This window comes from Staphylococcus lloydii, assembly GCF_015775975.1.
GTDB lineage: Bacteria > Bacillota > Bacilli > Staphylococcales > Staphylococcaceae > Staphylococcus > Staphylococcus lloydii.
Window position 1 is genome coordinate 361651 of sequence record NZ_CP064056.1, and the last position, 25523, is coordinate 387173.

Here is a 25523-nt window from a genome sequence, read left to right on the forward strand (position 1 = left end):
ATAGAAAACGCTTACTTTTTTGAAAAAATGGGTAGAATTTATAAAAAAGGAGGTAATGTTAATGATATTTCAAAATCCAACTGAGCAAGACGCGCAATACAAAGTGAAATCAAAGTATGAGAACTTTATAGGTGGACAATGGGTAGCCCCTCAAGAAGGCAATTACTTCGACAATATTTCACCGATCACTGGTGAAAAGTACTCAGAAGTACCACGCTCTACAAAAGCGGATGTTGATAAGGCTGTAGAGGCAGCGCATAAAGCACAAGCTGAATGGGGCAAAAAATCATTAGCTGAACGTTCACAGTTATTATTAGATATTGCGGACCGTGTAGAAGAAAATTTAGAATATTTAGCTGTTGTTGAAACATTTGATAATGGTAAACCTATTAGAGAATGTTTAGCGGCTGACTTACCTTTAGTCGTAGATCATTTTAGATATTTTGCAGGTGTTATTCGTGCAGAAGAAGGTGGCATATCACAAATTGATAACGATACTGTTGCCTATCATTATAAAGAACCACTTGGTGTCGTAGGACAAATCATTCCTTGGAACTTCCCATTATTAATGGCTACTTGGAAAATTGCACCTGCACTTGTAACAGGTAATGCGGTCGTCTTAAAACCTGCAGAACAAACGCCAATATCAGTCTTGCATATGGTCGAACTTATTGCTGACTTATTACCAGAAGGTTTATTAAACGTAGTGAATGGTTTTGGTGCAGAAACAGGTGAAGCACTTGCAACACACAAAGATATTAATAAAGTTGCATTTACTGGTGAAACAACGACGGGTAAAACAATTATGAAAAACGCGAGTGATAATATTATTCCAGTTACGTTAGAACTCGGTGGTAAATCACCAAACGTTTTCTTTAAAGATATTATGGATAAAGAAGATAGTTTCTTAGATAAGGCTGTAGAGGGCTTAGTTATGTTTGCACTTAACCAAGGTGAAGTGTGTACATGTCCATCACGTGCATTAATTCATGAAGATATTTATGAAGATTTCATTAAACTGTGTATCGATAAGGTAAATAAAATCAAGTTTGGTAATCCGTTAGATGATACAACAATGGTTGGTGCACAAACTTCTAACGAACAACAAGAAAAAATTAAAAAATATTTAAATATCGGTAAAGAAGAAGGCGCAGAAGTACTAGTTGGTGGCGGAATTAGAGAAGAAGATGACGGATTAGGTAATGGCTTCTATATCGAACCAACGATTTTCAAAGGTACTCAAAACATGCGTATTTTCCAAGAAGAAATCTTTGGACCAGTGTTGTCCGTGGCAACATTTAAAGATGATGAAGAAGCATTAGCGATGGCTAACGACACAATGTATGGCCTTGGTGCTGGTATATGGACTAGAAACCAAAACACAGCATATCGAATTGGTAGAGGTATTCAAGCAGGACGTGTCTGGGTGAATAACTACCACACTTATCCAGCGCACGCAGCTTTCGGTGGCTATAAAATGAGTGGTATCGGTCGTGAAAATCATCTTATGATGTTAGAACATTATCAACAAACTAAAAACTTACTTGTGAGTTATGATGAAAATCCAACAGGGTTATTCTAAGTGTTAGTTATACCAAGTAACGCTACAGATGTTAGAGTCTGTAGCGTTTTTAGTTGGTATTGCGTTGTAACGAACTTGACTTTTTACGCAATTAGTTATAAATTATTGTTATTCTGATTAAATATAACATTAACAATTAAACAGTGAGAGTGAAGCTTTAGCAGACAATTAATATACTTTATTGATTGAATGAAGAAGTAGTCAAAATCATATGTTTAATATTTTATAAACTGATATACATACATTGCACTTTAACTATACACAGGTAGCAGCGCAAAATGAATTTGTGACAGATGGCGAATAATAGTTGCAAGAATGACGACCATACGAAACAACCGACAAAGGCCAAACGGTTAGGTATCATAGGTTAATTGTTCTTGGTAACTTAATTGCTGTGCAAATTCAAGTTGTAATGAAGCCGACAATTGTAATAGATGAATTCTATTTATTGCAAATTGTTGGCTTCTTTTTTTATTGTGTAAAATGAATGAATCAGTCACGACATTACTTTTTAAAGGAGACAATTATATGTTTACATCGACTGCGTTATTAACGCTCATGTTAATATTTATCATTACGCTTATCATAGCAAGCGTGAGTGGGCTTGTTTTTATTAATAAACGTGTGCCACTTTCTTATATACATATACATTTAATATTAGGTGCCTTACCAATTATTGTGTCTTTCATAGCACTTGTTCAAACACGACAAAGCGTATTTATGGGGCCCTTTCATTTTGATATTTTAGCGTGGTTGATGGCATTTTTTGTATTAGTTATAGGTTTGATTATTCAGCGTTTTTCTATGCAATATTTAAAAGGTGACTTTAACTACAGAAAATATTTTGTCTTGTTTCAGGCAGTTACAAGCTTTGCTTCTATCGCTTGGTTGAGTGATGATTTACGTCTTATGACTTTGTTTTGGGGTCTAACATTAGTCTGCTTAACACTATTAATGCGTTTAAATAGACGTTGGAAAGTAACTAAAGCTGCAGCTAAAGTGACTGACCGCTATTTCTTTTTAGGTTGGTTAGCGTTAGCGATTGCTGTAATGTGGTGCTTCTTTATTACAGGAGAATGGAAATTTTCAACAGTGTTAACCGCATCACATCTATCTTCTATAAATGGATGGGAATATTTTGGCTTATCGATGTTAATTATTTTAGCAGTCATTGTTCCAGCAGCGCAGTGGCCATTTCAACGTTGGTTGATTGAATCTGTAGCGGCGCCAACGCCAGTTTCGGCGATTATGCACGCTGGTATTGTAAATGCTGGTGGTGTCATGTTAACCCGTTTTTCACCATTATTTACGAGTGATGTAGCAACAATTATTTTGATTATTATTGCATGTATTTCTGTGTTAATTGGTTCTGGGATTAGTCTAGTGCATGTAGATTATAAGCGCCAACTTGTAGGTTCAACGATGGGCCAAATGGGCTTTATGTTAATTCAATGTGCTTTAGGTGCTTATATTGCTGCAATTATACATTTAATATTACATGGACTTTTTAAAGCAACATTATTCTTAAGATCAGGTTCTGCCGTACAACATTTTGATGTGCCTGCAAGAGCGCGTGAACGATTATCTTATATTTGGATTTTAATTGGACGTTTACTTGCTTGTGTATTAGCTGTAGTCTTTTGGTGGACATCGCCAGAACAAGGCTATGGCATTATAAGTGCACTTATTTTAGCATGGTCATTATCTGTATCGTGGACGCAACTTGTTGCATTTGGAGAAGGCGTCATTGGTCGATTGATAGGATTAGGTGCACTCGTTATTATCGGAATTGTATATTTAGCTGTACATCATTATTTTTATCAATGGTTAATGGGTATCACGATGCATCAAAACCATCCATCAATAGTCGTCTTTATTGCAGTTGCTGTAATACTTGTATTGGGTAGTATTGCTAGCACTTGGGTGGCACGCCATCGTTCATCAAAAATCTTTGCTAAAATTTACTTGTGGCTCGTGCATGTTGGAGATGCAAAGACTCAAGCTATCGAAAGACACCCAAACTATTTAAAAAAATTCTTATCGTAAAGGAGACGTAAAAATGGTTAATACGACTACTCAATCTCAAACAAATCAATCATCTTTAACTGGTGAAGATATTGCAACGCTAATAGCTCATGCGAGTAATGTGATCGTGCCATTGTCTCCAATTTCTATTTTTGCGGCGCGACATCCGTGGGTAAATTTAGAAGATAAGGACTTTAAGCATGTCGTTCGTTGGCTAGATAATACTCGAGATGTTGATATTTATCCTGGTACTAAAACAATAAAACAAGCCTATCGTGACGGTGAAATCAGTGATACTATACTAGAGGAAAAGTTGAGCCAATGGTTAAATACCAATAATAGTGAACTATCATCCACAGAAAAATATCGCTATTGTACCGGTGCTTTAAAATTTGAAGATTTAGCAAAAGATACACTCCAAGAAGTAAAACAAAGTAATTTAGCCCGAGTGTCATTAAGTGAATTAATGGATGACACGCACATGGTACGTTCCATGCCACCAAGAAGTAAACATATTAAATATAAAAATCCACATACGTATTTACAGTTACTCGATTATCATGTCATCAAATGGTGCAAATTATACTTAGATGAAAATCAATCTAGTTGGACGTTACCTAACCGTGAGCAAGGCTTCTTTTATGCATGGAAAAAATTAGTCGTGCATGACCCCGCGTTGTCTAAAACAGAACGTCAAACTTTAGCAACATTACCGAATGATCCATATGAAGTCATTGCGGAAGCCTTAACGTCGTTAGATATACCGGAAGCTTCAAGACAAGGATATTTAGAAAGTCATTTATTAGCCTTACCGGGATGGGCTGGTATGTTGTTATGGCAAATGGAACAAACGCATAAAAAGTCTCATTTAATTACTGAATATTTAGCGATTCGACTTGCTTTAGAATGGACGTTTATTAACCCATATTTACCGATTGCAACGACACGTCCTATTCCACGACGTTCGTTGCAAACTTTAGTAGGTGAATGGTATGAGTGGGGTGGTTTGGACGTAACAAACTGGCAACAAATGTCACTGGAACAGCAACAAGAATACCTTAAATTTGCGCTCGCATTTGATGATAAAACACGGCGACAAATTTGGTTAGAAGCTTGGGAAGAAACATATGAAGACCAATTAAAAGAGCAACTTTTAACGCATAATCAAGACCAACAAAATAACCAAGTTGAAGCGCAGTTAGCATTTTGTATCGATGTGCGTTCTGAACAATTCCGTAGTCAATTGGAAAATGCCGGACCTTTCGAAACGATAGGTATTGCAGGTTTTTATGGTTTGCCGATTGCGAGCGCAAAGTTAGGCAGCAATCACAGTCATGCTTCGTTACCTGTTATGAATTCGCCACAACATAAAATTAAAGAGTATGCACGACCTCACGAAATGAAAACGTATCATGAACGTAAAAATTCAATAAGCACACTTATTTATACATTTAAGAAAATGAAGCAAAACGTGTTACCAAGTTTATTATTGCCAGAGTTAACTGGTTCATGGTTAAGTGCGCAAATGTTATCACGTACGTTTTTACCAAGACCTATTGGCAGATTTATTCATAAGTTTTATGCCCGTTGGTTGCAAAAGCCGAAAACATCATTGACGTTATCTCATGACAAGTTTGGTGTTGAAGAAGGACTACCAGTAGGTTTCTCTAAGCAAGAACAAATTAATTACGTACATCAAGCTTTAAAGTTGATGGGCTTAACAGAGGCATTTGCACCGTTAGTTGTTTTCTGTGGTCATGGGAGTCAAAGTGCTAATAATCCATACGCTTCTTCATTAGACTGTGGTGCTTGTGGTGGCGCCGCAAGTGGATTTAACGCTAAAGTGTTAGCGATGTTATGTAATTTACCTGACGTAAGAAAAGGATTGAGCGAGTTGGGTGTAGAAATTCCAACAGAAACAGTATTTACAGCAGCTGAACATAATACTTCTGTAGATAACCTGACATGGATATATTTGCCAACATTATCACGTGAAGCGAAAGCATCTTATGAACATATTGAACAAGTAATGCCACAAGTGAGTAAACAAGCGAATAAACAACGTATGTTAACAATGCCAACGATAAAAAATAATATTGCAAATCCAGAAGAGGAGGCGCACCGTTTAGCTAATGATTGGAGTGAAGTCAGACCTGAATGGGGATTAGCACGTAACGCTTCATTTATTATTGCGCCACGTAGGTCGACTCAAAATAAAAATTTAGAGGGTAGAGCCTTCTTACACAATTATGATTGGCAACAGGATAGCGACGGCTCAATTTTAGGTAATATTATTGCAGGTCCAGCTACGGTAGCACAATGGATTAACCTACAGTATTACGCTTCGACGGTTGCGCCGCATTATTATGGCAGTGGTAGTAAAACGACTCAAACAGTTACCGGTGGTATCGGCGTCATGCAAGGGAATGCGAGTGACTTATTAACTGGATTACCTTGGCAATCTGTTATGAAATCAGACTTCGAAGCGTATCATGCACCTTTAAGATTATTAATTGTTATTCAAGCGCCAAATGCTTATATTGAAAAATTATTGTCTACTAATAGTGACTTTCAGCAAAAAGTTACGAATGGTTGGCTACAATTAGCGAGTATTGATAATGATGGCACATGGCAACATTGGTCATAACTTCTAATTTGCAGTATTGTTTATACATTTAACGAATGAACATGTATAATGAAATTGCATAGATTATTATAAGTTTTAAAACCATAGGAGTTGTTTCTAAATGCCATTAACGAAAGGTGCTTGTGAATCTGATATCAGTAAAGCTATTACGCAATGGGAAAAGGAATATTTAGGTAGAGGCTCATTGTCGGTAAAAACAGATATCGTAAAGGATATGATCATTGTTGATTTGCAAGGTGTACTAACTCCAGCTGAGTATACAGTTTGTGAAACGCAAGAAGGTTTAATTTCAATAAAAAGAACGAGAAATAAATTAGTTGAATCGGGCGCAGAAGATTTAAAAGATATTATTCTGCAGCTTACAGGAGAATCTGTCAAAAGTGTGCATACTGATTTGAGTGCGCGTACAGGTGAACGTGTCATCGTCTTTAAATTAAACAATGATCTAGCACAGCAATTTAATAAAGAATAACTAGATATTAAAAAATAAAATGTCAGCATCCAATTAAAACCATTTTCGTGTACTCTTGGGAGTTTAGCGAAAATGGTTTTTTTATGGTAATTCAGTCCATAAGATTAAAAATATTGATAATAATTATTAAAAACAATCATTTTTATTAATGCCATTGTAGTATTATAATCATTTTATACAGAAAGAAAGGTGTGATTGTTTGGCTAAGCACGCTTATCGACAACTCGTGTTAGGAATGATTGCGTTATTTATTGTTATGGCTATTGGACGTTTTGCTTATACGCCTATTTTGCCGTTTATGAAACATGTTGGAATGATGAATGATCAGAATGCAGGTTTTTTAGCGACACTTAATTATTTAGGCTATTTAATAGGCGCTATCATTCCATTAGGCTTTATTTATAAAAGTAAGGTGATTGATTTAAAGGTTTATTTAATTATAAATATTTTAACTACAATATTAATGGGCTTTACAGAACAATATATTGTTTGGGCGGTGTATCGTATCATATCTGGTATTACGAGTGGCGCCGTATTCGTTTTAGCATCTAATGTTGTCTTAGAAGCATTAAAACAAGGACGTCGTGAGCGTATTTCAGGTTTATTGTATAGTGCGGTCGGTATTGGAATATTTTCAAGTAGTATATTTATTTACTTCTTTACAACAGATGTACGATGGCAGGCGACTTGGATAATTTTAGGTATTTGTTCGTTAATAGGCGGATTGCTTGTAGTTATAGGTATGACGGAGAATCAATCAGTTAAGCAAGACAACGGTGTCCATGAACATACACAGCAACAAGGACAAAGGTTTCCTAAATTTATGCGCTTTTTTTCAATTGCTTACTTTTGCGAAGGTGCGGGCTACATCATTACAGGTACGTTTTTAGTTGCTATAGTTAAATCGATACCAGCATTGGCTGATTATGCAGCGTTAAGTTGGATGTTTGTTGGCTTAGGTGCAATTCCATCTACAGTAATATGGTCAATGATTGCAGAAAAAATAGGTTATGATAAGGCAATATATGGCGGTTTTATATTACAGATTATTGGTATAAGTATGCCTGTTTTCTCCCACAATACTATCAGTTTAATAATTAGTTCTTTATTATTTGGTGCAACATTTCTTGGGTTAACGACATTATTTATGTCGAAAGGGCAACAATTAATGTATAAGGCAAATGGTAAGGCCAATTATGTGGCGACATTAACGGTGATTTATAGTGTTGGACAGATGATTGCGCCATCTATTTCGGGTTGGTTAATAGGAGATTCTGGAAACTATAATGCAGCATTAATTTTTGCCACAATAATATTAATCGTAGGTTTAATAAGTGCCATAGTAAGTTTTAAAGTCACTGAACGGAAAGATGATGTTAATGAATATTGATGATTTAAAAGCATTTAAAAAAGTATGTGAAGTGAAAAGTTTTACGCGTGCTGCTGAAGAAATGAACTTTGTGCAGTCTAATATTACAGCTAAGATTAAAAGATTAGAAAAACACTATCAGACACAGTTAATTTATAGAGATAAAAAGGCGATAACAGCAACGCCAGCAGGACAAGCATTACTAGAGTACATTAATAAAATATTAACGCTAGTTGAAGCGGCTGACGCCGAATTGATTGATAATCCTTATAGTGAATTACACATAGGTTCAATCGAAACGATTGCTGCTACGCATTTACCAAACGTGCTAGAGCAGTTCAGGCAAACGAACAAAAAAGCGAAATTAAAAATAACTACAGCTTCTACTGCGCAATTATTATCGAAAATTAAGCTCCGTGAAATTGAAGGCGCATTTATTTCAGGCGCAGTTAATGATGAAACGATTGAAGCAGTACCACTATATAATGAACAAATGGTTGTAATTACGCAGAAAGGATATGGCAATCCCGTCTTTGAAAACAAAGGTCAAGCAATTATTGTCTTTGGAGAAGGTTGCTTCTATCGTAGTTATTTTGAAAAATGGTTAAATCACCATCAGATGATTATAGATAGTTTAATGACATTGAACACACTCGACGGTATTGTCGGCTGTGTCCAAGCAGGTTTAGGCATTGCCATGTTACCTCAATCAGTAATAGCTAAACTAGATCATGATAAATTAGATTTTTATCAAGTGACGACACCTTTTGAACATGTGCCAGTAAGCTTTATGTATCGTAAAGATAATGTGCAAACTACAGTATTTAATCAATTTAAAAAGGTGATGTCGGCAATATATGGATAAATTCGCCTTTGAGTCAGCAATAAATAAAAAAGCCCAACAATACATGTTATAATGCATTGCTGGGCTTTTTTGTTGTGTCGATAGTTATCTTGCTTTGATTGTTAATGAAATGATAAAGGCGATAACCATAAATAAAACAATCATTAATACAACGCCAGGCCAATAAATTAAACTATAGAAATAGCCGGCCAATGTTCCTCCGACAGAAGATCCCATGTAATAGAATAATAAGTAAAGACTTGAAGCTTGAGCGTTGTGATGTTCGGAACGTCTTGCTACTACTGCACTTGCGATAGCATGCCCACTAAAGAATGCATAAATACTAATGGCTAAACCGAGAATTTTAAAAGTTAAAAATGGTAGTAGCGTTACGCAAATACCAACGGTTAACATTAAAATACTGAATTTTAGCGCGTTGATAGAGCCTAATTTCTCACGTAATTTAGCATTTAACATAGAAGAAAGCATACCGATTAAAAATAGCAGATAAACAAAACTGATTACACTTGGATGTAAGTGATAAGGCGCAGATTTTAATTCAAAAGATATATAATTGAATGCTGCGATATTACTTCCTAAAAATAAAAAGCCAAGCATAAACGGTTTTAAGAGTCGTATGTTTCGTAAATGGCTCCAGTAGCTCATAATGAGTTCTTTGAATGAAAATTTTTGTTGTTCAAAATGCTGTGATTTAGGTAATAGTATGGTGAATAAAATAGCTGCTATAACACTTAGTACAGCAATAGATAATAAACCAGTTTGGTAATCAAATACACTGGAAATATAACCTGTGAAAATACGACCAAATGCACCGCCAAACGCATTACCACCTATATAAATACCCATCGCTTCTGGTAAACTATTTGGTGAAATTTCTTCTCCGATATAAGCCATTGCGATTGAAGGTAGTCCTGCTAAACAAATGCCTTGTATTAATCTAACGACCAAAAAAGCCCCGAAGTCAGTAATAAACGGTTGGACGATGGCTAATAATGACACAGATATAACTGAAAAAATCATAACAGGTTTACGTCCGACAACTTCAGAAATAGCGCCGAAAAATAGCATCGCAAAAGCTAATGTTAGTGTTGTAGTCGATAACGGTAAACTCGCTGTAGTTTTATCGACATGGAAGGTTTGTGAAAAGTGAGGTATTAATGGTTGAACGCTGTATAAAATAGAAAAAATTGTAAAACCAGCAATAAATAAAGCGATATTAATTTTTAAATACGCTGGCGTTCCTTTTTCTACAAAGTTGTTGGAAATAGTTTGCATTGGTGGAATACCTCTCTTTTAAGTAATGATTTTATGTTAGCATGTAAATAACAATAAATAAAATGCATAATTTTCATAAAATTAATGCGCTAAACGCATAAGGGAGAGCTGAAAATGGAATGGCACCACTTAGAATACTTTAAACTATTAGCAAAGTTACAAAATGTATCTTTATCAGCAAAGCAATTAAATGTCAGCCAGTCCGCTTTAAGTCGTGCAATTAAACAACTAGAGGAAGAAGTGGGCGCGCCACTATTTAATAGAGTAGGTAGGTCGCTGAAATTAAATAAATATGGCCAATCATTTTTAGTGACTGTCAATACGATTACTCAGGAAATGGATATGTTTAAAAGTGAAGTAACGCAATCAATCGATATGTTAAATGGCGATATCAATATTGGTTTTTTACATTCTGTAGGGCCCACATATTTATCCGACTTTTTAAAAACCTTTAATTCACAATATCCTAATATAAGAGTGAAACTGGTACAAGACCATGCCAAAGGATTAATTTCTAAATTAGAGAATGGGGATATAGATGTAGCGATTACGATGGTGGCACCGGCTAGTAATAGTGTCTGTTTTATACCGTTACTACAAGAGCAATTGTTTATAACGCTACATAGTACTCACGATTTAGCCCAAGAGCAAAGTTTAAATATTGCCGACTTAGTTAATGAACAATTTATCTTACTCAAAGAGAACTTTGTATTAAGAGAACAAGTTGATAAAATTTTTCATGACCATAATATAAATAATGTAGAAATTAATTTTGAAAGCGATGAAACGTTGACGATTGCAAGTTTCGTTAGTGCAGGGTTAGGTATTTCTATCTTACCTAAATTAAAAAACATACAATTACCGAATCTTACTCAAATTCCAATTAGTAATTATAAAGCACGTCGTACTATAGGTTTATGTTATTTAACTCAAGCAGACCAGTTGCCTATTGTTAAAGTTACGAAAGAAAGTTTATTAAATTATTTTAGCAATTACAATGAAGGTAAAGATTATAATAATATATAGTGTAAAATATAAATTTTTAAATCAACTGTAACTTTTATTTATAATTGACAATAGTTAGACAAAAATAGATAATTGTTACATATAAATTGAATTATCAAAATATTCACACATCATGATGGGGATGATAGGTCATCGACAATGTTACAGACATTTGTAAAAACTACACGACATTATCGCAAGAAGAAATAACAGAGATTGTACAATTAACGGCACAATTACAGCGTATTGCAGATTTAAATAGGTCATATGTATTTATTGATTGTTTTTTTAAAGAATCAAACCATCTTATTGTGGTTGCTGAAGCCGTGCCATCAAAAGAAGCTAATTTATACCAAAATTCTGTACTAACGCAAAATGTATATGAGAAGTTTGAACCTGCCGTTTTCCGATCTTTACGTACTGATAAAGATGTACACCATCATAAGGCAGTAACGCAAGAAGGCCAAGTCGTTGAACAAAATGTGACGCCTATTAAAGTAAATGGCAATGTTATTGGCGCCTTAATCATGGAAAAGGATATAACGCGACAAATTAAAAATGAAGAGAAGTTATATGTGCTTTCAAGGGCAACCGAAACGATAAGTGAATTATTTAAATATCCTAGTAGTGAACAAATATTTGTGCCAGATATGATTGAAGAAGCGTTGTTTTATCTTGATACGTCATTCATCGTCCAGTACTACAATTTAAAAGGTGAGAAAATTGTTCAAGATTTAACCGATAAACAATGCGATTTGAATATATCGATTTTAGATATCTTCCCAGATTTTGGTTACATATTGAATGATGACAGAGTGTTTGTGATTGAAAATAAGGCAATACTAAACAAACACTTTCAAATCAAATGTATTAAATTATTTACCGACCAACAACTGACTGGATATTTGATGATGTTAAAAGATATTACAGATGCTAAAGAAAAAGAAAAAGCTGTAATTTCCAAAACAGTAGCAATTCGAGAAGTACATCATCGTGTTAAAAATAACTTGCAAACTGTGGCTAGTTTATTAAGGCTACAAATGAGGATGGACGTACCAGAGGAAAGTAAGCATTATTTTCAAGAAAGCTTGAATCGTATATTGTGTATCGCCTCGGTTTATGAAGTTATTTTGAGTGAATCAGATTCAGATCATGTAAATATTGCTACGCTTATCGAAAAGATTGGTAATGCGCTCGTCTATAGCGAAACTGCAGAGCAAGCGGTTAATATTAGTTATGATATAGACAATCAATTATATTTACCATCGCATTTAGCAATTTCTGTAGCCTTAATAGGCAATGAAATCATAACCAATAGTTTACAACATGCATTTAAACAAACGGCCAAAGGTAATATCGATGTCACTTTATGCCATAAACAAACAGAAGCATTTTACACGTTGAAAGTTCAAGATAATGGCATTGGGAATGGCCATTATTCAAGTTCATTTGGTTTAAATATTGTAAGTACAATCGCTGAAAATGACTTAGATGGCTACTTTAATATTGCACAAAATGATACTGGAACACTGGCGCAACTCGTATTTCAATACAAAGGGGAGTAATTGAATATGAACAAAATTATGGTTGTTGAAGACGAAGCCATCGTCAGATTGGATATAGTCGAAACATTAAAAGAAGCTCAGTACAATGTTGTTGCAGCAGTCGGGAATGGAGAAAAGGCAATAGAATATACAGAGAAACAACAACCAGATTTGATTATAATGGATATTAAAATGCCTAAATTAGATGGATTAAAAGCAAGTAAAATAATAAGTAAACGGCATGATATACCTATTTTAATACTGACAGCTTATAGCCAAAGTGAGTTTGTACAAGAGGCGAAGCAATCAAACATTGTTGGCTATATCATTAAACCTATTTCAGAGTCACAACTATTACCAGCCGTAGAGATTGCAATGGCGCAATCCGAACAAATGCGTAACTTAAAACAAAAAGTAACAGAATCATATGAAGCGATTGAACAACGTAAGCAAGTAGAAAAAGCAAAAGGCTTATTAATGCATAGACAAAATATAAGTGAAGAAGCGGCTTACAAGAAATTGAGGAAATTAAGCATGAATCATCATACGAATATTCAACAGATAGCTATAAAAGTGATTGAACAATTAGGTTCATAGTTTTACCACTATACAAGTGAATACGTTCGAGCAAAGATGCTTATTTGAAATTCAAATAGGCATCTTTTTGCTTTTTATGAGGTTGAAAAAGGGGGACATTATCATGGAACATATAGGTACGGTAATTATATATATCATTATGATTTGTGCGGTTATTGGTGCTTTCGGTGCTATACGTAATCCCGAAATAGGTGTCGGGAAAGAATTTATGGAAGGGATCTTTACTATCGGTCCGATATTTGCCAATTCAGCAGGTATCATGGCATCTATTCCATTTATTTCAAAGTTTATCGAAAATATTTGTGGTCCGTTTTTCAATAAGATTGGAGCAGACCCAGCAATTGCAGCGACGTCGATATTGGCGACTGATATGGGTGGTTATCAATTGGCAGATGTGTTAAAGCACAGTTATGAAGGCTGGATTATGGCAATGATAGTAGGTTTTATGGCCGGAGCAACAATCGTCTTTTCTATACCTTTAGGTTTGCCAATGTTAGATAAAAGAGATCATAAATATATGGCTTTAGGTATTTTATCTGGTTTGTTAGCTATTCCTTTTGGTGTTTTTATATCAACATTTATCATCTTGATGAGTCATATGAAAATACGTACTGTAGTTGAAACTACTGGTGCTGCGACACACGTGTTTTCTATTAGTCTATCAACGGTGTTTGTGAACTTATTACCATTAATTATTTTCGTAGTGATTACAGCAATTGGATTATATTTCTTCTCAGATATTATGATTAAAATATTTATAATTTTTGGTAAGATCTTGGATGTTTGTATTAAACTCGTATTTGTATTTTCAGTTGTACAAATCTTTACTGGTTTCTTTACAAATGTGTTTGGCGTTTGGGGCTTCGACCCAATCATGGCTGATAAAAAAGATAACTTTAGGGCATTAGAAAATGCAGGTAACATCGCAATTATGTTATCCGGAGCATTCCCAATGGTTTACTTGATACGTAAATACTTCTCTAATGGTTTAACTAAAATTGGTAGTAAGATTGGTTTGAGTGAAGTAGGTAGTGCAGGTATTATTGCTACGGTCGCGAATATTTTAGCAATGTTTAAGCTAGTTAAAGATATGCCACCTAAAGATAAAGTAATTAATATTGCTTTTGGTGTGTGTTCTGCCTTTCTACTTGGAGATCACTTATCATATACCGCTAACTTCCAACCTACATTAATTCCAGCTGTGATGATAGGTAAATTAAGTGCCGGTATATTAGCGGTTATATTTGCATACTTGTTATGTATACCAAAAGCTAGAAAATTAGAAGACATAGATAGAAGAGCAGGTATTATTGGTCCTGATGAATACTTAGAAAAAGAACGATTAGCAAATCGTCATCACGAACACAAGCAGGGTTAAATCTTATTATTATTATTATCGACAAAGCTATAATTTGTTTTGTCGATTTTTTGTATGCAAAGCAAAATAAATAAGCTAGACGCTATGAAACGTCTGGCTTATTTTTGTTAGTGATTAGATTAGCATTATTTTAGAAGTAATTTGCAGTAATACCACCATCAACATTAATGTTAGCACCGTTAGTCCAGTCAGATTCATCAGAAGCCAAATACAATGCGCAATTTACAATGTCTTCAGGCTTACCAAATCTGCCTGTCGGTTGTCTGTCTAAGCGTTCTTTCTTAGCGGCTTCATCAGAGACTAGCCATTCCATTAATAATGGTGTTTCAATAGGCCCTGGGCTAATTGCATTTGTACGAATACCTTTAGGTCTAAATTGAATTGCTAATGATTTTGTCAGTGATACTACCGCACCTTTTGAAGCAGTGTAAGCGTCTTGTGGCACTGAACAGCCCATTTCTGCAACGAATGATGCAATGTTGATAATTGAGCCTGATTCATTTTTTTCCATTTCAGGGATGACGTATTTTGTCATAAAGAATATGCCTTTAACGTTAATATTCATTACTAAATCCCAAACTTCTTCAGAGGTATTAACTACAGAATTATCGGCAGAAGGCATAACACCAGCATTATTGTATAACACGTCGATCTTGCCAAAAGTCTCCACTGTTTGTGCGACTGCTTGTTTGACTTGTTGTTCATTTGAAATATCAACTTGGAAAAACTTAGCTTCTCCACCGTTATGAACGATGTCGTTAGTTGCTGTTTGACCAGCCAACTCGTCTCTTTCGAAAACTGCTACTTTCGCGCCTTCAGCTGCAAATTTTTGTGCCGCAACGAGACCCATGCCTCCACCAGCACCTGTGATGATACATACTTTGTCTTTTAATCTCATAAATGTTACCTCCTAAATATCGATGAATTAGCTTTGTTCGAAATAGCGTGAACGTTCCCAAGTTGTTACAAAGGAATCAAAATCATTTTGTTCAGAACGTGCTGCATGTAGATAGTGTTTTGCTACATCTTCACCCAATACTTCTTTTACGACATCGCTATTTTTCCAATGATAAATAGCTTCATGTAAAGAAGAAGGGATGCGATCTACACTATCTTGTTCATAAGCATTACCTTTTAATTCGTCCTCAAGTGGAATGTTATGTTCGATACCGTAAAGTCCGGCACCAATTAAGGCAGAATATGCTAAATAAGGGTTCATATCTGCACCGGAAATACGAGATTCAAAACGTAATGCATTACCATGACCAACCGTTCTATAACCAGCAGAGCGATTATCATGACTCCATGCAATACTTACTGGCGCCCAAGAGTTAGGTGCGAAACGTTTGTAAGAATTAACGTATGGGGCATACATTAAAGCGAAATCTTTAGTATATTTGATAACACCTGCTAAGAAATGTTGCATCGTCTCAGACATTGGATTGTCTGCACCGTCGCCAGCATAAAAGGCATTGTTAGAAGTGCCTTTCTCCATCATACTGAGATGAATGTGGCCACTTGAACCAGTCCATTCTGCGTAAGGTTTGGCCATAAATGTTACGGCTTTATCGTTTTGGATACAAATTTCTTTCATACCGTGTTTAAACATAATATGTTGGTCTGCAGCTTTTAAGGCATGGTCGTATTTTAAGTTGATTTCGTGTTGACCTTTATATGCTTCACCTTTAGACGATTCAATAACGATGCCCATACGATGCATCTGATGTCTGATTTCTTGATAGATGGGTTCGTTTTTAGTACCTTGTAGCAAGTTATAATCTTCGTTAAGGTGGCCTGCAGCTTCTAAATTGGCAAATCCTTTTTTATCAATATTTTCGAATGAATCATTAAATAAGTAAAACTCTAATTCACTCGCAAGGTGAGGTGACAAGCCATGCGCTTCTGCTTTTTTAATTTGACGTTGTAAAATTGAACGTGGCGCGATACAGATTTCTTCGCTACCATCTTCGGTAAATACGTCACAGAAAACCATTGCTGTTTTATCTAACCAAGGCACAATTTTTAACGTGTCCCAATCCGGTTTAGCTAAATAATCACCGTAGCCTTTATCCCAGTTCATATATTCATAGCCTTCATTTGTATCCATTTCGAAATTAGTACCTAATAAATAGTTACAAAAATGAGTGCCTTCCGAAATGTCATTTTCTAAGATAAAATCGCCAGTAATTCGTTTCCCCATTAAACGACCTTGCATATCACAAAAACCTAGCACTACAGTGTTGATTTTGTCTTCCTCGATAAGTTGTAGTAATTCATTTTTATCAATATTACCAGCCTTATTGTTAGGATTAATTTCTTTAAACATAACTTCCAACCCCTTCATTTAGTTATTCATTTAAAGTTAATGAAATATATTTTAATTCTAAGAAGCCATCTAAACCGTGATGTCCGCCTTCTCTGCCCATACCGCTTTCTTTTATTCCTCCAAATGGTGCTTGAGGTACGCTAAGTTGAGTGCCGTTAACGCCAATCATACCGAATTCGAGTTGTTCGCTAACTTTATGGATTGTGTTTACGTTGTTAGAGAAGAAGTAAGCTGCTAAACCGTATGGAGAAGCATTGGCGATTTCGATTGCTTCTTGTTCGTCTGCAAACTCGATAATAGGCGCGACTGGGCCGAAAATTTCTTCCTGGGCAATAGACATATCTGGCGTGACGTTAGTTACCACTGTCGGTTCGTAAAATAAACCAAAATCAGAAATAGGTAATTTTTTACCACCTGTAGCAACTGTTGCGCCACTATTTTGAGCTTCATTGACTAATTGTTCTACTTTATTAATTGCGTCTGCATTGATAAGTGGCCCGACTTGAGCGTTGTCATCATTTGCTGGACCAACTTTAAATTGTTTAACTCTATTAATGATTTTGTCTGTAAATTCAGTTTTAACATCTTTATGCACTAAAATAGTATTGATGCCGTTACACATTTGACCTGTGTTTTCAAATTTATTGTCGACGATTGCGTCTGCAGCTGCTTCTAAGTCTGCGTCTGGTAAGACGATTGCAGGCGCATTACCACCTAGTTCTAGTGAAATACGCGTAATGTGATTCGCTGCTTTTTGCATTAATGACTTACCGATATGAGTTGAGCCTGTAAACGACATTTTCTTAACGCGGTAATCGTTAAATAGTGTGTCTGATATTAACGATGCACTACCAGTTAAAATATTAGCGACACCATCATCAATTTCGGTCGCCATCAATTCATCAAATATTGCGATTGCAATTCTTGGCGTCTCACTCGATGGTTTAACAATCACAGTACAACCTGCTGCTAAGGCAGGTGCAACTTTTCTCGCTACCATGGCACCTGGAAAGTTCCACGGTGTAATTAAGCCACAGACACCAACGGGTTGTTTTAATACAGAAATACGTTGTTGTGGTGAGGAAGGCGGGATGATTTCTCCGTAAATTCGTTTGCCTTCAGCAGCATACCATCTAATGAATTTGGCACAGACGCCTATTTCACCATATGCTTCTGCGTATGGTTTACCTTGTTCTTCACACATAATTAAAGCTAAGTCGTGTTGTTTGGCTAATAAATTATTAGCCCATTGTTCTAAAATGTCACCACGATAATCTGCAGTATATTTAGACCATTGTTGGAATGCACCATGTGCAGCTTCTATACTTTGTTGGATATTTGCTTCGGTAACTTTGGGTACTTGACCGACGATGTCACCGTTAGCAGGGTTAACTACTTCTAACGTATCAGTCGTTTGTAGTTGTTGCCCGTTAATCCAATTATGATTTAATTCTTCACTCATAAAAGCGCCCCCTTTACATACAAAAAAAGGCACTTATGTAACTCGCTTTGACATGAAGTCAAGCGTTACATAAGCGCCATTGCTTAGTATATTCACTTAAAGTTAATTGTTAAAAATATTGGAGCTATACTCCAAGTTAGCTTTATTGTATTAAATTATCAAAACCTTGTCAATATTCAGAAAATGACTTATACTTTTTTCAAATTTAATAGACGGAGGGGTATAAGATGAGCAAAGCAATAGAATTACTACAGCAATTAATTAAATTCGATAGTTCTGATAAAACCGTCGCTAATGAAACGATTGATTTTTGTAAACAGTGGTTGGCTAACGAAGGACTCACTTCTAAAATCGTGACTAATAATGGCTTTAATATGTTGATTTGTGAAGTAGGACAAGGGGATAAAACATTAGTATTAAACGGACATGTAGATGTCGTAAGCGGTAAAGCAACTCAATTTGATCCAGTAATTGAAGATAGTAAACTATATGGCCGAGGTAGTGCAGATATGAAAGCTGGTGTTGCAGCGATTATGCTTGCCATTTCCGAACTTAATCAATTGGATTTAAAACATACACAAGTTCAATTACAGTTAGTAACTGATGAAGAAGTTGGTGGAGGTAATTGTGCTAATTATTTAACTAACGAAGGGTATTTGGGAGATTTTGTTATTTGTCCTGAACCAACGCAAATCGACATTGGCTTTCAGGCAAAAGGTATTTTGCAAATCGATATCGAATTATCGGGTTCGTCGGCACATGGCAGTCGCCCTTGGGAAGGTGTCAACGCCATTGCCAAAGCATTTGAAGTTTACAATCAATTGTTAACATTACCGTTTGCGAGTGAAAGTACTGAATTTTATGATGGTCCGTCTATTAATTTAGCTAAAATACACGGTGGAGAAGTTTATAACAAAGTACCTGACGCATGTACGTTATCGTTTGATATTCGCTATTTACCAACACAAAACAAAGAACAAATATTAAAAGAAATAGAAAACATTACCGACGGCGAAATTCATATAAATTTAGAAGGGCCACCAGTAATGAATGACAAAGATGAACCTTATATACAACAATTGATTAATACCATTAAACAACATACAAATAAAGATGAAGTGAAATTATTCGGACAACATGGTTTTGCAGATACACGTTATTTCTCAAGATTTAATGTCCCAGCCGTCGAATTTGGGCCAAGTGGTAATCATTGGCATGGAGATGGAGAATACGTTGAAGTTGAATCAGTCGATAATTATAAAGATATTATTGTTGCATTTGCGCAAAATATGTAATTTAGAGGTACGTTAGACTGAAGGAGCGCTATTAAAGAAACGATGATATAAATAATGAGGGCTAAATTCAAAAATAAGTCAGATTAAAATTAATGTAATTCAATGAGAGAAATTTGAAAATAAAAAAGTGTTTATTTTTTTGCTGAAATAGATGCTTACACCATCGTATTTATAGCTAATTTAAGCGCTTTTTTATGGGTTTTTGCTTTTAAATTTGTATTGACATGTATATGTGCATCGGGTATGGTAATTAGCATAATTATTATTTTCTAAAAATTCTAAATTAGAGTTTTGCTAGAGTCAATAATGTAAGTAATTTAATAATGCGAGGGGGCCTATAATTTTATGACAGAAACAAAGGTTACCTATAATAATTTTACTTCCGATGTGTTTCAAAATATCGATATAGATAACGAAACAAAAGGCGCTTATGAAGTGTTAAAATGGGCGTATGACAGTTACGGAGATAACATTATTTATTCTTGTAGCTTTGGTGCAGAGGGTATGATTTTAATAGATTTAATATCTAAAGTTAGACCTGACGCTAAGATAGTTTTTCTAGACACAGATTTACACTTTCAAGAAACATACGATCTCATTGATAGAGTGAAAGAAAGATACCCTGAGTTAAATATTGAACTTAAGAAACCAGATTTAACGTTAGATGAACAATCAGAACAATATGGTCCAGCATTATGGAAAAAAGATCCTAATCAATGTTGCTATATACGTAAGATTAAGCCATTAGAAGAAGTACTATCTGGTGCTACTGCTTGGGTTTCAGGATTACGACGAGAACAATCGCCAAGTCGACAAAATACAAACTTTTTAAACAAAGATGAACGTTTTAAATCGATCAAAGTTTGTCCACTAATCCATTGGACATGGGATGATGTATGGCAATATATTGAACGACATGATTTAACTTATAATGAATTACATGATTTTAATTATCCAAGTATTGGATGCATACCATGTACGTCAGCTGTTTCGGCCTCGGGAGATTCTCGTGAGGGAAGATGGTCTGGTTTTGGTAAAACAGAGTGTGGACTTCACACAATAGATAATAATTCTAAGTAACAGACAGTGCTATTGTAAGATAGCTTATTTTTTAAAACATAAAACCTAGTATTCTAATTGGAATTATACGTTTATAAATTTTTCATATAGATATACCTATTTCTTAAGCAGATTTAGTAAGAATATTATATATTAGATTTATAAAGCGAAATGGCTAGTATTAATAGTTTTTTCGCACTATTCCAATTACAGTACTAGTCAAATATTAATATATGAGGTGAAATTCCCTTGCAATTTAGCGTAACGAACAGTCCATTTAATGAAGAACAAGCAGCTCAATTAAATCAACTTGTCCAATCGTTGACACCAGAACAACGTCTTTGGTTGAGTGGATATTTAGCTGCGAATCAACAAGCATCTACGACAAGTGACAATACACAACAGGTACAGCAAGTGCCTGAAGCAACACCAACTACAGAAGCTGTAAAACCAAGAGATATTACAGTACTTTATGGTTCGGAAACAGGAAATGCGCAAAGTCTTGCCGAATTATTAGACGAAAGACTCACTGAAAATGGTTATACGGTAACCTTATCTTCAATGGACGCTTTTAAAACGAAAGACTTGAAAAAGGTTGAAGACTTATTTATCGTTTCGGCGACTCACGGTGAAGGAGATCCACCAGATAACGCTATTACATTCCATGAATTTTTACATAGTAGAAAAGCACCTAAACTAGAAGGCTTACGTTATTCAGTATTAGCGCTAGGTGATGAATCATATGAATTCTTCTGTCAGACAGGGAAAGACTTTGATGCACGCTTAGCTGAATTAGGTGGCGAACGATTAACCGATAGAGTTGATTGTGACTTAGACTTTGATGAACCAGCAGAAAATTGGATGCAAAATGTTTTAGAAGCATTGAGCGGTCCAAACGATAACCGTGCTGCAGTAGCAGAGACTACTGAAACTGTTCAATCTGCAAAAGAGAAAAAATATTCTAAATCAAATCCTTATGAAGCAGAAGTATTAGAAAACATTAACTTAACAGGGCGCGGTTCTAATAAAGAAGTGAGACACGTTGAGTTATTATTAGATAATTATGGTGAAGGATTTGAACCAGGCGATTGTTTAGCGATCATTCCTGAAAATGATCCCGTCATAGTAACACAACTGATTAGTTTACTTGGTTGGGATCCAGAACTGACAGTTGAAATCGATAATAAAGGTAACACTGCTACTTTAACAGAAGCATTTACTGAACATTTTGAAATTACTAAATTAACAATTCCTTTAGTGAAGAAATTAGCGGAATTAGTTGATGATGATTCGCTTAACGACAAATTAGCCGAAGATGGTTGGGTTCAAACTTACGTTGAAGGACGCGATTTAATCGATTTCTTCAAAGCGTATAATGCATCAAATGTTCAACCAAGCGATTTGCTAGAAGCGCTAAGAAAATTACCAGCTAGAGAATACTCCATCGCAAGTAGTTATAAAGCGAATCCTGATGAAGTGCATATAACAGTAGGTGCTGTAAGATACAATGCACATGATAGAGATCGCGAAGGCGTTTGTTCAATTCAATTAGCTGAACGTGTACAACCGGGTGATACTGTGAAAATGTATCTAAAGAAAAACCCAAACTTTAAATTCCCATTTGAGGAAGATAAAAAAGTGATTATGATTGGTCCGGGCACGGGCGTAGCGCCATTTAGAAGTTATCTTGAAGAACGTGAGGAATTAGACTTAAAAGGTAATACTTGGCTATTCTTCGGAGAACAGCACTTTACGACTGATTTCTTATATCAAACAGATTGGCAAACTTGGTTAAATGATGGCATATTAAGCAAACTAGATGTAGCCTTCTCTCGTGACACCGATGAGAAAGTATATGTGCAACATCGTATCGAAGAGAACAGCGAATTATTCTTCCAATGGTTAGAAGAAGGAGCTGCCATCTACGTATGTGGCGATGAAAAATATATGGCTAAAGATGTTAACGAAGCGATTCTTCGTGTCATCGCAAAAGAAGGTAACATGAGCGAAGCAGATGCAGAAGCATACTTGAATCAAATGAAGACAGAGAAAAGATATCAACGCGATATTTATTAAGATTAGAAAGGGATGAAAGCATGGCTGATTTTAATTCAGAGTTATTAGAAAAACTCGATGAAATGGAACGAATTAAAGCAGAGAGTAATTACCTTAGAGGAACAATCGTTGAAGGTTTACAAGATCAAATAACTGGGTCAATTGCTGAAGACGATACAAAATTATTAAAATTCCACGGTAGTTATATGCAAGATGATAGAGACATACGTGATGAACGACGTAAACAAAAATTAGAACCGGCATATAGTTTTATGATTAGAGTCCGCGTACCTGGAGGTACTGCTACACCTGAACAATGGATTGCAATGGATGATATTTCAGACGCTTATGCTAATCACACAATTAAATTAACAACAAGACAAGCGTTCCAATTCCACGGCATATTAAAACGTAATCTTAAATCATCCATGCAAAGTATTAATAACGCACTAATGGATTCACTTGCAGCTTGTGGTGACGTAAACCGTAATGTGATGTGTAATCCAAACCCTTATCAATCAGGCGTACATGAAGAGGTGAATGAATACGCAACACAAATAAGTAATCATTTATCACCACAAACAGGCGCTTACCATGAAATATGGTTAGATGGAGAAAAAGTATTAAGCACGAGCGAAGAAGTAGAACCAATGTATGGTCGCACATATTTACCACGTAAATTTAAAATTGGTATTTCAGTACCACCATCTAATGATGTAGATGTTTATTCACAAGACATTGGATTAATTGCCATAACAGATGAAGACGAAAAATTAATTGGTTTCAATATCTCCGTTGGTGGAGGTATGGGTATGAAACATGGTATGCCAGAAACTTACCCACAAGTTGGTAAACTACTAGGCTATGTACCTAAAGATCAAATAATTGATGTATGTGAGAAAATATTAACGATTCAACGTGACTACGGTAACCGTAAAGAGCGTACAAATGCACGTTTTAAATATACAGTAGATAGAGTTGGTTTAGACTGGGTACGAGAAGAACTTAATAGACGTTTAGGATATGAAGTCGAAGCAACACGCGATTTCCATTTTGAGCACAACGGTGATCGTTATGGCTGGACAGAAGGAAGCGGTAAATGGCACTTCACATTATTTATCCAAAATGGTCGTGTCAAAGATACAAAAGACTATAAATTAAAAACTGCGTTAAGAGCAATTGCTGAAATACACACTGGAGATTTCAGACTTTCTCCGAACCAAAATTTAGTTATAGCCAATGTTTCTGAAGAACAAAAACCAGCTATTCAAAAAATCATCGATGAATATGGCATTACGGATGGTGAAAATTATTCAGGTCTACGTCGTAACTCAATGGCATGTGTAGCATTTCCTACATGTGGTTTAGCAATGGCCGAATCTGAACGTTATTTACCATCACTATTAAATAAAATCGAAGGTTTATTAGATGAAGCAGGTTTACAAGAAGAAGAGATTACTATTCGTATGACGGGTTGTCCTAACGGTTGTGCGAGACCAGCATTAGCAGAGATTGCATTTATTGGTAAAGCACCAGGTAAATATAATTTATATCTTGGTGGGGGCTTTATTGGAGATAGATTGAATAAATTATATAAAGAAAATATTGGCGAAGAAGAAATTTTAGAAACATTAGGTCCAATTTTCCTTCAATATGCGAAAGAAAGAGAAGAAGGCGAACACTTTGGTGACTTCGTTATTCGTGCAGGTATTGTTGAAAAAGTTACAGATGGCCAAAAATTTCACAGCTAATATATTTCAAAAATGAGGTGGCATAATGGGAAAAGTATTTTTAGTTGGAGCCGGGCCTGGTGACCCAGATTTAATAACGGTCAAAGGCGTAAAAGCAATAGAACAAGCGGATGTAATATTATATGATCGTCTCGTTAATCAAACACTATTAGATTACGCATCATCTGAAGCAAAATTAGTGTATTGCGGTAAACATCCAAACCATCATTCATTGCCACAAGAAGAAATAAATGATTTACTCGTTGACTTAGCTCAAAACGGTAACACTGTTACGAGGCTTAAAGGCGGAGACCCATTTATCTTTGGAAGAGGTGGGGAAGAAGCTGAACAACTAGCAGCAGCGAATATACAATTTGAAATTGTTCCTGGCATTACGTCAGGCGTTGCTGCTCCAGCTTATGCTGGGATTCCAGTCACGCATCGTGATTATAGTTCATCCGTAGCTTTTGTTACAGGTGTAATTAAAGATGATGTAGATGCTGATGACTATTGGAAAAGTTTAGTGCATGGTCCTGATACGTTATGTATTTATATGGGCGTTAAAAAATTACCGGACATTTGTACGATGCTATTAAAGCACGGTAAAAAAGAAGACACGCCAGTAGCGCTTGTTCATTATGGCACTACAGACAATCAACAAACAGTTACCGGTACTTTAACAGATATAGTTGAACGTGCAGAAGGCATTAAAAATCCAGCAATGATTATCGTTGGAGAGGTTGTTAAATTAAGAGACAAAATTAGTTGGTTTGAATCAACGCAACTTCAAGATAATTTGTTAGAAGCAATAAGTTACTAATTATTGGAGGTGGCGTT

Annotated in this window: 20 protein-coding genes; 15 read left to right on the forward strand and 5 right to left on the reverse strand. The window is 35.5% G+C overall.

Annotated elements, in window-relative coordinates; translation table 11 throughout:
- The first annotated feature begins 61 nt into the window (after positions 1-61).
- Complete coding sequence (gene exaC / locus ISP08_RS01580) at positions 62-1582, forward strand: acetaldehyde dehydrogenase ExaC (RefSeq protein ID WP_195719109.1); 1521 nt, start codon at positions 62-64, stop codon at positions 1580-1582.
- Between the two features lie 353 nt (positions 1583-1935).
- Here exaC and ISP08_RS01585 read toward each other — a convergent pair whose 3' ends face one another.
- Positions 1936-2106, reverse strand: coding sequence for a hypothetical protein (locus ISP08_RS01585; RefSeq protein WP_196931185.1), 171 nt, complete (start codon positions 2104-2106; stop codon positions 1936-1938).
- A gap of 4 nt (positions 2107-2110) precedes the next feature.
- On the opposite strand from ISP08_RS01585, the gene ISP08_RS01590 reads away from it, so the two are divergent.
- The 5 genes from ISP08_RS01590 (at position 2111) to ISP08_RS01610 (ending at position 8960) form a co-directional block, all read left to right on the forward strand.
- Positions 2111-3628, forward strand: a complete 1518-nt coding sequence (locus ISP08_RS01590) for an NADH dehydrogenase subunit 5 (RefSeq protein ID WP_195719110.1) — start codon at positions 2111-2113, stop codon at positions 3626-3628.
- A gap of 13 nt (positions 3629-3641) precedes the next feature.
- Positions 3642-6254, forward strand: coding sequence for a DUF2309 domain-containing protein (locus ISP08_RS01595; RefSeq protein ID WP_195719111.1), 2613 nt, complete (start codon positions 3642-3644; stop codon positions 6252-6254).
- Positions 6255-6354: 100 nt separating this feature from the next.
- The gene (locus ISP08_RS01600) at positions 6355-6726 is read left to right on the forward strand and encodes a Na-translocating system protein MpsC family protein (protein WP_048793740.1); all 372 of its coding nucleotides are present in this window, start codon (positions 6355-6357) and stop codon (positions 6724-6726) included.
- 199 nt (positions 6727-6925) lie between these two features.
- Positions 6926-8116: a YbfB/YjiJ family MFS transporter gene (locus ISP08_RS01605; RefSeq protein ID WP_195719112.1), complete on the forward strand. Its 1191-nt coding sequence runs from the start codon at positions 6926-6928 to the stop codon at positions 8114-8116.
- Complete coding sequence (locus ISP08_RS01610) at positions 8097-8960, forward strand: LysR family transcriptional regulator (protein WP_196931186.1); 864 nt, start codon at positions 8097-8099, stop codon at positions 8958-8960. The genes ISP08_RS01605 and ISP08_RS01610 overlap by 20 nt, the downstream gene beginning before the upstream one ends.
- Before the next feature lie 84 nt (positions 8961-9044).
- Here ISP08_RS01610 and ISP08_RS01615 read toward each other — a convergent pair whose 3' ends face one another.
- Positions 9045-10235 carry an MFS transporter gene (locus tag ISP08_RS01615; RefSeq protein ID WP_048793742.1) on the reverse strand — a complete coding sequence of 397 codons (1191 nt, stop codon included), beginning with the start codon at positions 10233-10235 and terminating at the stop codon, positions 9045-9047.
- A 114-nt stretch (positions 10236-10349) separates the two neighbouring features.
- On the opposite strand from ISP08_RS01615, the gene ISP08_RS01620 reads away from it, so the two are divergent.
- The 4 genes from ISP08_RS01620 to eutH all read left to right on the forward strand — a co-directional run bounded on the left by ISP08_RS01620 (position 10350) and on the right by eutH (position 14759).
- A complete protein-coding gene (locus tag ISP08_RS01620) occupies positions 10350-11261 on the forward strand; it encodes a LysR family transcriptional regulator (protein WP_195719114.1) in 912 nt (303 codons plus the stop codon).
- A gap of 149 nt (positions 11262-11410) precedes the next feature.
- Positions 11411-12805, forward strand: coding sequence for a sensor histidine kinase (locus ISP08_RS01625; RefSeq protein ID WP_195719373.1), 1395 nt, complete (start codon positions 11411-11413; stop codon positions 12803-12805).
- Between the two features lie 6 nt (positions 12806-12811).
- Entirely contained in the window at positions 12812-13381 is a 570-nt protein-coding gene (locus tag ISP08_RS01630) for an ANTAR domain-containing response regulator (protein ID WP_195719115.1), read from the forward strand.
- Positions 13382-13484: 103 nt separating this feature from the next.
- Positions 13485-14759 (forward strand): ethanolamine utilization protein EutH, encoded by a 1275-nt coding sequence (gene eutH, locus ISP08_RS01635; protein ID WP_195719116.1) that lies wholly within the window; start codon positions 13485-13487, stop codon positions 14757-14759.
- Between the two features lie 130 nt (positions 14760-14889).
- On the opposite strand, the gene ISP08_RS01640 is transcribed toward eutH, so the two are convergent.
- The 3 genes from ISP08_RS01640 to ISP08_RS01650 are packed head-to-tail and all read right to left on the reverse strand — an operon-like array spanning position 14890 to position 18547.
- On the reverse strand, positions 14890-15657 hold the full coding sequence (locus ISP08_RS01640) for an SDR family NAD(P)-dependent oxidoreductase (RefSeq protein WP_195719117.1): 768 nt from the start codon (positions 15655-15657) through the stop codon (positions 14890-14892).
- 27 nt (positions 15658-15684) lie between these two features.
- Positions 15685-17085: a glutamine synthetase family protein gene (locus ISP08_RS01645; RefSeq protein WP_195719118.1), complete on the reverse strand. Its 1401-nt coding sequence runs from the start codon at positions 17083-17085 to the stop codon at positions 15685-15687.
- A gap of 22 nt (positions 17086-17107) precedes the next feature.
- On the reverse strand, positions 17108-18547 hold the full coding sequence (locus ISP08_RS01650; RefSeq protein ID WP_195719119.1) for an NAD-dependent succinate-semialdehyde dehydrogenase: 1440 nt from the start codon (positions 18545-18547) through the stop codon (positions 17108-17110).
- A 227-nt stretch (positions 18548-18774) separates the two neighbouring features.
- On the opposite strand from ISP08_RS01650, the gene ISP08_RS01655 reads away from it, so the two are divergent.
- The 5 genes from ISP08_RS01655 to cobA all read left to right on the forward strand — a co-directional run bounded on the left by ISP08_RS01655 (position 18775) and on the right by cobA (position 25506).
- Complete coding sequence (locus tag ISP08_RS01655; protein WP_195719120.1) at positions 18775-19842, forward strand: M20 family metallopeptidase; 1068 nt, start codon at positions 18775-18777, stop codon at positions 19840-19842.
- A gap of 345 nt (positions 19843-20187) precedes the next feature.
- Positions 20188-20922: a phosphoadenylyl-sulfate reductase gene (locus ISP08_RS01660; RefSeq protein ID WP_195719121.1), complete on the forward strand. Its 735-nt coding sequence runs from the start codon at positions 20188-20190 to the stop codon at positions 20920-20922.
- 228 nt (positions 20923-21150) lie between these two features.
- The gene (locus ISP08_RS01665) at positions 21151-22977 is read left to right on the forward strand and encodes an assimilatory sulfite reductase (NADPH) flavoprotein subunit (protein WP_195719122.1); all 1827 of its coding nucleotides are present in this window, start codon (positions 21151-21153) and stop codon (positions 22975-22977) included.
- Between the two features lie 20 nt (positions 22978-22997).
- On the forward strand, positions 22998-24707 hold the full coding sequence (locus tag ISP08_RS01670; protein ID WP_195719123.1) for an NADPH-dependent assimilatory sulfite reductase hemoprotein subunit: 1710 nt from the start codon (positions 22998-23000) through the stop codon (positions 24705-24707).
- A gap of 25 nt (positions 24708-24732) precedes the next feature.
- Positions 24733-25506 carry a uroporphyrinogen-III C-methyltransferase gene (cobA, locus tag ISP08_RS01675; protein ID WP_195719124.1) on the forward strand — a complete coding sequence of 258 codons (774 nt, stop codon included), beginning with the start codon at positions 24733-24735 and terminating at the stop codon, positions 25504-25506.
- Positions 25507-25523 lie beyond the last annotated feature (17 nt).